This is a genomic window from Shewanella sp. SW24 (assembly GCF_025653395.1).
GTDB classification, from domain to species: Bacteria; Pseudomonadota; Gammaproteobacteria; order Enterobacterales; family Shewanellaceae; genus Shewanella; species Shewanella oncorhynchi.
In genome coordinates this window covers 386,648-400,311 of record NZ_JAKKSH010000001.1, presented here as the reverse complement: position 1 = coordinate 400,311, position 13,664 = coordinate 386,648, and the positions used below count along the sequence as shown (strand labels likewise).

The following is a 13,664-nucleotide window of genomic DNA, read 5'->3' as shown; positions in this document are numbered from 1 at the left end:
GTCAGATCTCAGTTTTTAAACGTTTTTTGCAATTACAAATTAGATGATTGAATTGATTTTATGATTAATAAGCGACTGAAATGGATAAATCACTGCAAGAAAACAACAGAAAAACCTCAAAAAAAACCTGAGTATTCATAAAGGAGTAGGCAGTAGAAAGGTGTAAAAACATGCGAGATAACGACTTGATCCCAAAAGAAAGATATTCGGCATAAAAGCATCGCTGCCACCCAGAAAAAGCGCTCATTTCATGGCGCATCACTGGAGGTATATCGCGTGAGCAGAGTAAGCATAGGGAAAATAAAAAACCGAGAAAATAGTTAGTTTTCTCGGTTTATTTAGTCATTTTTTGATCGCGTTATTGTTACATCAATCGGACAAAGACGCTCAGCTCGACCTTTAAATCAGTCTATTAAACCTGTTGAATATGATTCAAAATGCGCTTTTCAGATATCGGATAAGCCGTGCCTAACACCTGTGCAAAACAAGAGACACGGTACTCTTCAATCATCCAGCGCGCCTCGATTAACGCAGATGGTGTCGGCATAGCACGTGGCACTTTCGCCAGTTGTGCGATTAAAGCTTCTTGAACCTTGTTGATGCTCTGCATATGCAAACGGTCACGGGTCGGATCAACGGGCAACTTCTCGACACGGATTTCAATCGCTTTTAAGTAACGCGCCACATCAGCTAAACGATTCCAACCACAGGATTCGACAAACCCTTTAAACACTAATTTGTCCAATTGGCTTTGAATATCACTCATAGCAAAGGCAATATCTAAGCTAATTTTGCCCTTGAGACGCTTTTTAATGCTCTGGTATAAGGTCAAAATCTGCTCGACCTTCAAGGCGATTTGCTCGGCGGTCGGGTTGAGTTCTTGGCGAACCCAATCCTTTGCCTGCTCAAATTGGGCTTGATTACGCACATCGAGGGCTTTTTCATCCAACAATTGCTGCACAGCGGCGGCAATAATGTCATCAATCAAGATTTGCACTTGACCGAAGGGATTGAAATACATCGCCAATTTCGCCTTATTCGGCAAAGCTTGCTGTAAGTGTTTCACCGGTGATGGAATGTTTAGCAGCAATAACCGTCGCAGACCTTGGCGATGGGCATCTAAGGCCTCAAATTCATCATCAAATAATTTGATCGCAACACTGTCTTTTTTATCGATCAGCGCCGGAAACGCCCGCACTTGGTAATTGCCTTTTTGCTGCTGATATTGCTGCGGCAAATCGCCAAAGGACCACTCAGTTAACGCTTCTTGCTCTATACCTTTATCCGCGACCTGACGAATGGCCTTCGCCACCACGCCCTGCAACTCGGCTTTTAAGGTATCGAGCACACGACCTTCGGCCACTAAGTTGTTTTTATCGTCTTCGATTTTAAAGTTCATCTGCAAATGCGCGGGCAGTTGCGTTAAATCAAAATCTTCCGGCGATATACGCGTGCCACTCATGCGCAATAATTGCTTGCACATGGTCTCAAGCAAACTGGCACTAAAAGGCACCATGGCCTGCACACAAGCGCGGGCATAGTCAGGCGCGGGCACAAAGTTACGTCGTAAACTCTTAGGCAAAGATTTGATCAGCGCGATGCACTTTTCTTCCCTTAGCCCTGCCACTAGCCAATCAAAATCGCTATCGTCGATTTGATTAAGCAGCGCCACCGGAATGTGAACCGACACACCATCATCCGCCGCCGCGGGTTCAAAGTGATAACTTAGCTGCAGGCGTAAATTGCCCTTGTGCCACGTATCGGGAAAATCCAAGGTCGAGATATGGTCGGCATTGCGCTGCATTAACAGCGCTTTGCTGAAATCGAGTAAATCCGGTTGCTCGCGCTTGGCCTTCTTCCACCAGCCAAAAAACAGCTGCGCGTTGTAAATCCCTTCAGGGATCCGCGGCTCGTAAAAATCCACCAACACTTGCTCGTCCACCAAAATATCGCGGCGACGGGATTTATGCTCGAGGGATTCAATGTCTTCGAGCAGCTTTTGGTTAGCGACAAAAAACGCTTCTTGGGTCTGTAACTGCCCTTCAGCCAAGGCGCTGCGGATAAAAATCTCACGCGCTTCAACGGGATCGATGGGGCCGTATTGCACTTTGCGGCGGTGCACAACCGTCAAGCCGTAGAGCACTTGATTCTCAAGGGCGATAACGCTGCCAGGTTTTGCCTCAAAATGGGGCTCAACATAGCTTTTCTTGATCAAATGCGCCGCTAAGGGCTCTAGCCATTCGGGTTCGATTTTGGCGCAGCAGCGAGCGAATAGGCGCGATGTTTCGGTAAGCTCAGCCGCCATGATCCACTTAGGGCCTTTTTTGGCCAACGGCGAACCGGGAAACACAAAGAATTTACGATTACGGGCACCTAAGTACTCGTTATTGTTATCTTTAAAACCCACATGACTCAATAAGCCCGATAAGAGCGCACGGTGCAAGCTGTCGTAATTGGCTGGTGTATCGTTTAGGCGCCACTTTAAATCGTGTACGGCTTGCTTAAGCTGGGCGTATAAATCCTGCCACTCGCGAACGCGCAAATAGGCCAAATATTCATCGCGGCACTTTTTACGGAACTGGCTAGCAGATAACTCTTTTTGTTGATCTTTTAAATGCTGCCACAGGTTTATCCAGCTGACGAAATCGGAACTGGGATCGGCAAAACGGCGATGGGCTTCATCACTGGCTTGCTTCTTCTCCATCGGACGCTCGCGGGGATCTTGAATCGATAAGCCCGCAGCAATCACTAGCACTTCGTTCAAACAACCTAACTGCTGACTCTCGACCACCATACGCGCCAAACGCGGGTCCACAGGAATTTGCGCCAAATTACGCCCAAGTGGCGTCAATACTAGCTTGCCGTGTTTACTCTCAACCGCCTGTAATTCTTCGAGCAACAGGAAACCATCGCGGATATGGCGTGGATCCGGTGGCTCGATAAAGGGGAAACCGGCGATATCACCTAGGCCGATGGCCAGCATCTGCAAAATGACCGAAGCCAAGTTAGTGCGCAAGATTTCAGGATCGGTAAACGCCGGACGATTATTAAAATCCGCCTCATCGTACAAACGAATACAAATACCCGGCCCAACACGACCACAACGGCCTTGGCGCTGATTGGCGCTCGCTTGCGAGATAGGTTCAATCGGTAAGCGTTGCACCTTAGTGCGATAGCTATAGCGGCTAATGCGCGCCGTACCTGGATCAATAACGTAGCGAATGCCCGGCACAGTCAGCGAGGTTTCCGCCACGTTGGTCGCTAATACAATCCGCCGACCTCTGTGACTACTGAAAACTTTAGACTGCTCACCGTAAGATAAACGCGCGTATAACGGCAAAATTTCGGTATCGCGGTAATTACGCCGACTCAATTGCTCGGCCGTATCGCGAATTTCCCGCTCGCCGTTCATAAAGATCAGAATGTCGCCCAGCCCTTCGGCCACCAACTCATCGACAGCGGCAAAAATGCCTTCGATTTGATCTAAATCGGCATCGCTATCTTGCACTAAGGGTCGGTAACGGGTTTCGACCGGAAAGGTACGGCCCGACACTTCGATAATAGGCGCATTGTTGAAATGCTTAGAAAAACGCTCAACGTCTATGGTCGCCGACGTGATAATAACTTTGAGATCAGGGCGTCTTTTGAGAATTTGTTTGAGGTAGCCCAGAATAAAATCGATGTTGAGGCTGCGCTCGTGGGCCTCATCTATGATGATGGTATCGTATTGATCGAGATTGCGATCAGAGGTCAATTCTGCCAGTAAAATACCGTCGGTCATTAACTTGATATAAGAGTCACTCTTAAGCGCATCCGCAAAACGCACTTTAAAGCCAACCACTTCACCGAGCGGACTTTGTAATTCTTCTGCGACTCGGCTCGCCACGCTACGGGCAGCCAAACGTCTTGGCTGGGTGTGGCCTATCATGCCACGGCAACCTAAGCCTAATTCCAAACAGATTTTAGGGAGCTGAGTGGTTTTACCCGAGCCCGTTTCACCGGCGATGATCACCACTTGATTGCCCGCAATCGCGCGCGCAATATCGTCGCGCATCAAGGAAACAGGCAGGTTTTCAGGATAGTGGATTTTAGGCCGAGCGTTACGGCGCTGCTCAACCTTCTCAAACGCCGCCTGCGCTTGCTCGCTCAGCTGAGCTAAGACTTGGGTCTTTTTATCTGAGTCGGCTTCTTTATTGAGCTTAAATAAACGACGACGGATCCGCGACGCGTCGCTCTGATAACAAAGATTAAGAAAGGCGTTCGATAGCGGATGTTTGTCTGAGTTCAAATCCAAATTCCATTGCTAGCATCAAAAACGGCGATCCTAGCAAGGAAAGTGGCGTAATGGTATTGCTAATTTACTCTGCACTCAGTATATGGCGTGTCAGTTTCGCACTAGCTCGACTTAGATTAAACCGGTGACAGATAACATTGTTGCATATAGATATTCATGGCTTTGAGCACATTGGTGCGATTAATCGTGCCAATTACTTTGCCATGTTCAACCACTGGATACACTTTAGGTTTAGGCCCTAGCATTTGTTCTGCGAGCTGCAAAATACTGTCATCTGGCCCAACGAACAGCACTTCAGTGCGCATGCAATCCTTCACCACTGAGGTCATATCACAGTGATAGCTACTTTTGATCATCACAGCCAAACAATCCTGCTGGGATAAAAAACCCACCAAATCGCCCGTATCATCAACCACTGCTGCGCCCATTTTATTATTATCTAACAGCTTTTCGACCGCAGTCGCGAGCGACATATTAGCGCGCAGCAACACGGGCTGACGATCCATATGGTCGCGGATTTTAATTAAGTCCATAGTCTTTCCCTCGAATTAACCCTACGTTTGTAGTCTAGTCAAAATATCGACAAGAATGTGCGATTTATATCGATTGGGCTTATCTAGTGCATAAACCCAATGTCAACAAGAGCTAACAGGACAAAAATAGCGTCAACAAAGGCAGCCAGAAAGAGCGACTTAGAGTTAACTGAAGCGAACACTACAAACTGAAATCAGGTAAGTATCCGATTGAGGCAGGTAATGCCATCAGTCTTCGGTGATCATTTTACTTGTCATTCCAACGCGTTTTAATTCGCTATTGATACAAGCTATAAGTCGATATAAAAGCGATAACCCACACCGGGCTCAGTCCGCACATACTGAGGTTCACTCGGGGAGTCGCCTAATTTTTGCCTTAAGTGACTGACCACAATTCGTAGATAATGTGTGTCTTCTGTATGAGCGGGCCCCCAAATTTCTTTGAGCAACTGAGTCTGAGTGACAACGCAGTTAGGTGACGACGCCAATTTAGACAATACTGCGTATTCCTTGGGTGTAAGTTCGACAATTTGATGATCAACTTTAACCAGCCTGCGACTTAAATCAATCTGCAACTTGCCATCATCTAATATGGGTAATTTTTCAGGTTTGATATGGTCCCTTAAAATCGCCCGCACCCTTGCCAGTAACTCTTCCACACTAAAGGGTTTGGTCACATAATCCTGCGCGCCTGCATCTAATGCTGCGACTTTTTCTTTATCTTGATTACGAACCGACAATACAATCACAGCAACATCGGACCATCCCCGTAACTCCTGTAGCACTTGATGTCCTTCCATATCCGGCAAGCCTAAATCCAAAATGACTAATTCAGGTTGCTGTCGAGCGACAGCTGCGAGCCCTTGCTGACCATTTTCAGCTTCGGTAACGTCATAGCCCTCACTGGTGAGTGCAATCCGCAGCATGCGGCGTATTTGGGTCTCATCATCGATAACCACGATTTTTATTGCCACGTCTCTAGTCCATTCTGTGGTTTATTAAGGATATTTTGGCTAAAAATGATTAGCCAGGAACGGGATAGTCTAACGGCAATTCAACTTCAAAACGAGTACCTTGCCCCTGTAGGCAATCGGTAACGCGAACACTACCGCCGTGTGCAGCTATCATGCCTTTGCAAATAGCCAGCCCCATACCTGTATTCTGTTTTTTCTGATCGCCATCGGCAACCACATAAAACATATCGAAAATTTGATCCCTATGACTGGCGGGAATCCCCGGCCCTCTGTCTTCAATGGCAATACAGCAACGGTGATTAGAAATGGTTAATTCAATACAAATAGGCTCTTCTGGTGGTGAAAATCGAACAGCATTCTCTAGAATGTTAAATAATCCTTGTTCAATCAGCGCCGCATGCACAAATAGGAGTGGGGGTTCTTTTTCTCTGTGATATTCAACGATTGCATTAGGGAAATAGCGTTTAAGCCTGCCAAGTACGCTGCCAATAATGTCATCTGCCGAAACCCAATCACGCTCTATGCTCAAAGTGCCATGACCCAGGCGTGTCATATCGAGTAGATTTTGGATATAGCTGTCCAAGCGACGGCTTTCTTGCAAAATAGTATCAAGTAGCTCGTTACGATCGGCCTCTAGCAATTGTTTATTCAGTAGTTTTAAGCTCTCGGCTGCCCCCATCATGGCTGAGAGTGGTGATTTTAGATCGTGAGACACTGACGATAATAATGCGGAACGTAACTGCTCAATTTCTGTTTTCACCCGTGCTGATTCAAGATCTGACACTAACTGAATACGCCGCCATGTATTAGCACCTTGCTGTAACATGGCCAAAATAAGCTCTCTATCAAACGGACTGAGTTCGTTGACCGTAGGTTGCCAATCTAAAATCGCCGCGCCAATCGTCGTACCTTCAAGTTCAATGGGGAACACACTCACACCCGATGCGCTCAAGGTATCGCTCAAACGCCCCGCCGCTTGCCCATGGCGCAAGGTCCAATCGATTGCGGCTAAATCAAGGTCGTTAAATGGCGTATTCAACAGTGGTAAATAGGATCGCTGACCATCTTTACGCTGCAAAACAATATAACAATCGGCATTCACTGAACCAGCAATCTTGCGCCCTATCGTTTGCCAAAGGGCTTTTTCATCATCGGCAACCGATAATTCTTGGGCAACATCTTTTAAGGTTTCAGCATAACGATTTGACTCACGCAGCAAAATAAACTGATTTCGGATCCGAGATGCCGCCGGTCCACTGATAAGCCCTATACACATCAAAAAAATTAAAGTGGCAATATCATCCTGACTATTTACATTCATAGTAAATTTGGGATCAGTAAGAAAAAAATTAAAGCTAAAAAAAGACCACACCGCAGTTGCCATGGCAGGCCTAGCGCCATAGGTTAAGCCAATGCTGACAATCAAGAAAACATATAACAACACCAGATTGCCATTACTGAGCCAAGTATCTAAAAATGCCACCAGCGGAAAAATAACCACCACGCCAATCAGCCCAAGAATATGGCCTCGAAGATCACCAAAACTGGCTTTAGGCGTAATAGGATCTCGTACTTGCATTTGGTTTTCGGGAGCATGATATACACTGACTTCAACGGGTAAACCAGATTCAACCAAACGTTGGTAGAGCCGTTTACGCCACCAAGGAAAGGTGCGTCTGACGCCTGCGCCCACCAATATAGTGTTAATTCGGTGTAGCGCTATGTAGGGTAAAACCGCCTGATAGCTGCTGGTGCCGCGTAATACCTCGGTCTGCGCACCCAGTTCTTTGGCTAAGGCAAAGGCCTCATTTAGCCTTTTACGTTGGTAAAGACCTAGGGCTTTTCCTGTATCGACCCAGAGTACTAACCAAGGAATTTGCCGTCGCTCGGCGATCTGTCGCCCGATGCGGATCAAATATTGATGATCACTGTTATTACTGACTAGGACTAACAATCTATCTTTGAGCACAAACTCAGTCCCCTGAGCCTTGGCATCGAGCTCACAGAGTAGTTTTGCATCGACTCGCTCTATGACTTTTTTCATTGCCAATTCGCGCAGCGCCGTTAAATTCGATACCGAAAAAAAGGCATCTAAAGCTGAGCGAGCATACTCGGGTAGGTAGACTTTGCCTTGTTGTAAGCGTTCTATGAGTGTTGATGGCGGTAAATCGACAAATATAATTTCATGGGCTTCATCGAGAAAATGGTCGGGGACGGTTTCTCTGACTCGCACTTGAGTGATTTGTAACACTAGGTCATTCAAACTGACCAAATGTTGAATATTGACTGTGGTATAGACATCGATACCCGCAGACAGTAATTCAGCGATATCTTGATAGCGCCGTTTATGGCGGCTACCGGGGACATTCGTGTGGGCCAACTCATCGACTAAGATAAGCTTAGGCTTGCGCAGCAGCGCCGCATCCAAATCGAATTCCATTAACTGATTATGATGATAGTCAATGGATTTACGCGCCAATACCTCAAAACCCGCTAACATGGCTTCGGTATCGGCACGCCCATGGGTTTCAACCAGTCCAACCAGCAAATCTACGCCTTGCTGGGCTATTTCCCTTGCCGCACTGAGCATGGCATAGGTCTTGCCCACGCCAGGTGCCGCCCCAAGAAAAACCGTCAGTTTGCCTTTATCATTTTGCTGTATCTGACTTAAGAGCGCATTGGCTTGCTGTGTTTGACTGATTGGAACCACGATTAGAAACTCCTTGAAAGACTGACTATCCAGCGCGCATCACACAGGGATTGACACTGACTCTGCGATAAATCCGTATCGACATAACCGACACTCAACACATCCTGCTCAGTCATATTGAGGTTCAGCCCCACTCGCCAATCTAAATAGTGGCTATTGCTTGCGGCCATAGAACCTAAAAACAGTGCCATATCTTGCTCGGAGGCAAAAAAATTACTCCCAAGATGCAGCGCTAGGCTTAGATTAGAGAACAGTTGCGGCCCATAACTGGCGTAAACATACTGAAAATCGTCTACATTCTCGCCAAAATAATCAGGAGAATAAACCAGCCCTAACTTAGCATCGGCGTAGCTTACCACAGCATAAATTTCGTTATAACTCAGGTCGGTATCGTCCTGCGAGTATTGGTAACGTATCACGCCTAGGTCCGTTGTTAAGCCATTATCCCAATCCTTGGCCCAGCCAGCGGACAAGTCGAGTTCTAAACTTCCATCCCCAAATTCGATGTTACTGCCCCAAAGCGAGCCATACCAGCCAGAATCATGGTTTAAGGTATATCCTGCTTGAACTGCAGGTCCTTCATCGGTTTGAGAAATACCGCGAAACGCATAATCACTTATGAGCATCACACTCCCTTGACTCTGCCAAGAGGCATTCCCCCCTTGAATCTCAGTGCTGGCAAGCGCACCCATAGAGAGTGAAGATAATGCCATCATCACACCCGCAAAGAGGCGTGAACAAGGAGCAGACTTAATCGGTAACATAAAAATTTATCCTTAAATTCAGTAGAATATTGTTTTATTGAGCGTGTTTAGCAATCTGGTCGAGAGCGAGGTTGAGCTTGAGCACATTGACGCGCGCTTGCCCAAAAATGCCCCACTGCGGTGGTTCGATAAATTGCGCCACTAAGGTCAACACTTGTGGTTCGGCTAACTGTCGAGCCTGAGCCACACGCGCGACTTGCAGTTTGGCTGCAGCAGGTGAAATATGAGGGTCCAGTCCCGCCCCCGATGTGGCGAGTAAATCGACTGGAATATCAGCGGCCTTAACGGATTCCCTGGCTTGGATTTCTTGGCTTGTTGCCATCACACGTTCACGTAACGCCGGGTTACTCGGCGCAAGGTTACTACCGCCTGTCGCCATAGGATCGTAACCGACAGCGCTCGGCCGACTATAAAAATAAGCGGGATTAACAAAGGGCTGAGCGATGAACTCAGAACCCATAGCAATATTATCCCTGTGGATCACACTGCCCTTAGCTTGTACGGGAAATAAAGCGCCTCCGAGCTGAGTCACAGTGCCGGTATAGACAACGCCGCACACAAATAACAGGGCGAGACTGGCTCTCAATCCCATAACGACATGCTGGGTTTTAGTGGTATATACGATTGAATTCATTACTGTCTCCTAGAGCATAAGTGCAATGATTGAGTCGAGCGCTTTAATGCCGACAAAGGGTAAAATCACCCCACCTAAGCCATAAATCAGCATGTTATTTCGCAGTAATTTTTCTGCACTTATGGGTCTGAGCTTGATGCCTTTTAATGCCAATGGAATTAAGGCGGGAATGATAAGAGCGTTAAATACGAGCGCCGCGAGTACGGCTGAGGTAGGGCTGTGAAGCTGCATCAGATCCAGTGCACCAATCGCAGGCAAAGCCCCCGCAAATACTGCTGGAATAATGGCGAAATACTTAGCCACATCATTGGAGAGGGAAAAGGTAGTCAAGGCGCCGCGGGTGATCAGCAATTGTTTTCCGACTTCAACGATTGCCAGTAATTTAGTGGGATCTGAATCCAAATCCACCATATTGCCAGCTTCTTTAGCGGCTTGGGTACCCGAGTTCATCGCAAGCCCTACATCGGCCTGCGCTAATGCCGGCGCATCGTTAGTGCCATCCCCCACCATAGCCACTAATCGACCTTTGGCCTGCTCTGCGCGAATAAGGGCAAGTTTATCCTCAGGTTTAGCTTCAGCGACAAAATCATCGACCCCAGCTTCGGCGGCAATCACGCCAGCCGTTAGTGGATTATCCCCAGTCACCATGATGGTCCGCACACCGAGCGCCCTTAAACGGGCAAACCGCTCCGCAACGCCTGGCTTAATCACGTCACTTAAGGCTATAACCCCTAAAATGTGCGTGCCACTGGCGACGACTAAGGGAGTGCCCCCCTGCAAAGCCACTTTGCGGATAAGCGCGTTAACAGATTCAGGCCAGTGAATTTGATGCTGCTGCGCCCAAAACTGCATCGCATCGCCCGCGCCTTTAATGCCTTGAATACCATCGGTTAAAATCACCCCAGAAACCCGAGTCTCCGGCGTAAAAGGGATAAAAGTCGCATCCGTAGGTTTGACGGGCAATACCGCGCCCAAATCTATGGCCAATTTGAGTACAGATTTCCCTTCAGGGGTGGGGTCATCGAGGGAAGACAGTACCGCCGCATCACGCAACATCTCAGCAGCAATGCCTTTCACGGGTAAAAATGCGGTCGCTTGACGATCACCGAAAGTGATAGTGCCAGTTTTATCTAGCAGTAACGTATCGATATCCCCCGCAACTTCCACGGCTTTACCCGATTTAGCGACCACATTGGCGGCTAAGGCGCGGTTCATGCCTGCAATACCAATGGCAGGTAACAAGCCACCAATCGTCGTTGGGATCAAACACACTAACAGCGCAATTAACATAGTGTAATCAAGGCTTGCACCGACGAAACCCGCCATGGGTGGCAAAGTCACCACCACGATGAGGAAAACCGCAGTCAATGATGCAAGTAGCACAGTCAACGCCGTTTCGTTCGGTGTTTTCTGACGCTTCGCCCCTTCGACCAGCCCTATCATGCGATCCAAGAAGCTATTCCCCGGATCGTTAGCAACCAGCACGGTAATTTCACCCGTAAGTACCTTAGTGCCGCCAATCACACCGGAATGATCTGTACCAGCTTCACGCAGCACAGCGGCAGATTCACCGGTAATCGCCGATTCGTTGATAGTGGCTATCCCTTCGATGATTTCACCATCGGCAGGAATATAATCACCCTGTAAAACCTTCACCTTATCGCCTTTGACAAGCAAAGTTGCGGATACTGATTCCAACTCACCGTGGCGTATGCGCCGAGCCTGCAAGGCCTCTTTCGCCGACTTTAAGCTAGCCGCTTGTCCACGACCCCTTGCCTCTGCCACAGATTCCGCAAAGTTAGAAAACCACACGGTAAGCAAAAGAATAAGGGTCGTGGCTAACTCAAAACCAACAGTCTCGCCATTGAAGAACTTTTGTCCAGTGATCAAAGCGGCGAGTAAAGCACCGACCATCACCACGAACATCACAGGGTTGCCAGCCATACTCACTAAGGACATTTTCTTTACAGCACCAAAGGCAGCTTGCTTCACGCCGGCGCTATCTAATATTTGAGCAGGTTTATGCATGACTATTTCTCCAGACTCATAGTGGCAAGTTCTAAAGCTTCGCCAATAGGCCCTAATACCGCCGCAGGTAAGAAAGACAGGAAGTTAATGATTAAAATCACGGCAATAAGGGTGAAACAAAAGGTGGGACTCTCGAGCTTCAAACTCGCGTTACTGTCGGGGCTCACTCTTTTACTCGACATCATCCCCGCAATCGCCAGCGGTAAAAACAGTGGCAGGTATCGACCAAGCAGTAAGGCGATAACGCAACTGATATTCCACCAAGGCGTGTTATCACCTAAGCCTTCAAAACCCGAACCGTTATTAGCAAAAGCGGAGGTATATTCGTAAAAGACTTGCGAAATTCCATGAAAGCCGGGGTTGCTGTTGCCCGTAATACTCGGGATAGCCACAGTGATCGCCGTCAAACCTAAGACGCATAAGGTAGGTAAAACTAATAGACTTCCCAAAAGGGTGATTTCACGGGTTTCGAGCTTACGACCAAATATCTCTGGCGTACGGCCAATCATCAATCCCGATAAGAAAACAGCAATCCACACATAAACGATAAAGTTAACAAAACCGCAGCCAATACCGCCCCATATCGCATTAAGTAACATGCCTGATCGCGTCATCAATCCCCCGATTGGATTGAAGGAATCGTGCATGGCATTGACCGAACCGTTAGAGGTTTGTGTGGTAAAAGAAGCCCATAGCGCCGATAGCTCAGGTCCAAAGCGAACTTCTTTACCCTCCATATTAGGCCCTTGGGCGCTTAATCCCGCAAAGGCGGCGTTGGGTTGCAACTCGCTGTACACAGTCGCCCCCAGAAAACTGACACTCAATAGACCCATAGCAACCAGAGCCATTAGGGTAAATTTTTTGCGTCTTAGCATTCCGCCAGCCATAAAGACGACGGCCATAGGGATCAGCACTAAGGCTATGGTTTCGATGGCATTACTGACTGGCGTTGGGTTTTCAAGCGGGTTACTGCTGTTGGGGCCATACCAGCCACCGCCATTAGTACCTAATTGCTTGATAGCAACCATTGAAGCAACGGGGCCGATCGGAACGACCTGCTCAGAGATAGGTGCTGCCGCATCTAAGGTGTTCACTTTTTGTGCACCGTCAAAACTACTCGGTACGCCTTGCCAAGTCAGTAACAGCGCCACAATAGCCGCTAATGGCAGCATGAGTCTGAGTACACCGCGCACTAGGTCAACATAATAGTTACCCAGATTTCGAGCCTCGCCCTCTTTGGCGCTGTCATTATTAAGTCCGCCTAACATTCCCCGTAAAATCGCCACACAAACCGCCAGCGCCATGGCTGGAGTGACAAATTGCAGCGTGACAATTAAAAAACCTTGGGATAGATAACTGAGCTGTGCCTGCCCGGAATAGTGCTGTTGATTGGTATTAGTGAGGAATGACACCGCAGTGTGCAAAGCCAGATCCCAAGATAATGGTCCTATGCCATCGGGGTTAAGCGGTAACAGATGTTGGAATAGAAGGATAAGAAACGCCAAAATACCAAGTACTAAGTTGCTGATAAGAAACGCCGCACCATAGGATTTCCAGCTCATTCCAGTATTGGCCTTGACGCCTATAGCCCGATAAATCCACTTTTCAATGGGATTAAATAACCGATCTGAAAAATGGGACTGACCAGAGAAAACCCCTGTCATATAGGATCCCAGCAGCCATGCGAGCCCAAGCGCAGTAATGAAAATAAGGGTGATTTCAAACAT

The 13,664-nt window shown here is 47.8% G+C and carries 8 protein-coding genes; all 8 read right to left on the bottom strand.

Annotation, left to right across the window (positions count from 1 at the left end):
- Positions 1-412: 412 nt before the first annotated feature.
- Positions 413-4,288, bottom strand: a complete 3,876-nt coding sequence (gene hrpA, locus L5M17_RS01785) for an ATP-dependent RNA helicase HrpA (RefSeq protein WP_411568927.1) — start codon at positions 4,286-4,288, stop codon at positions 413-415.
- A 122-nt stretch (positions 4,289-4,410) separates the two neighbouring features.
- A complete protein-coding gene (locus tag L5M17_RS01780; protein ID WP_028760149.1) occupies positions 4,411-4,827 on the bottom strand; it encodes a CBS domain-containing protein in 417 nt (138 codons plus the stop codon).
- 290 nt (positions 4,828-5,117) lie between these two features.
- The gene (locus tag L5M17_RS01775) at positions 5,118-5,801 is read right to left on the bottom strand and encodes a response regulator (RefSeq protein WP_028760150.1); all 684 of its coding nucleotides are present in this window, start codon (positions 5,799-5,801) and stop codon (positions 5,118-5,120) included.
- A 49-nt stretch (positions 5,802-5,850) separates the two neighbouring features.
- Entirely contained in the window at positions 5,851-8,511 is a 2,661-nt protein-coding gene (locus tag L5M17_RS01770) for a sensor histidine kinase (RefSeq protein ID WP_263144792.1), read from the bottom strand.
- 2 nt (positions 8,512-8,513) lie between these two features.
- Complete coding sequence (locus L5M17_RS01765) at positions 8,514-9,275, bottom strand: TorF family putative porin (RefSeq protein ID WP_263144789.1); 762 nt, start codon at positions 9,273-9,275, stop codon at positions 8,514-8,516.
- Between the two features lie 34 nt (positions 9,276-9,309).
- On the bottom strand, positions 9,310-9,909 hold the full coding sequence (kdpC, locus tag L5M17_RS01760; protein ID WP_263144786.1) for a potassium-transporting ATPase subunit KdpC: 600 nt from the start codon (positions 9,907-9,909) through the stop codon (positions 9,310-9,312).
- A 9-nt stretch (positions 9,910-9,918) separates the two neighbouring features.
- Entirely contained in the window at positions 9,919-11,937 is a 2,019-nt protein-coding gene (kdpB, locus tag L5M17_RS01755) for a potassium-transporting ATPase subunit KdpB (protein WP_131525163.1), read from the bottom strand.
- A gap of 2 nt (positions 11,938-11,939) precedes the next feature.
- Positions 11,940-13,664 carry a potassium-transporting ATPase subunit KdpA gene (gene kdpA / locus L5M17_RS01750; RefSeq protein ID WP_263144782.1) on the bottom strand — a complete coding sequence of 575 codons (1,725 nt, stop codon included), beginning with the start codon at positions 13,662-13,664 and terminating at the stop codon, positions 11,940-11,942.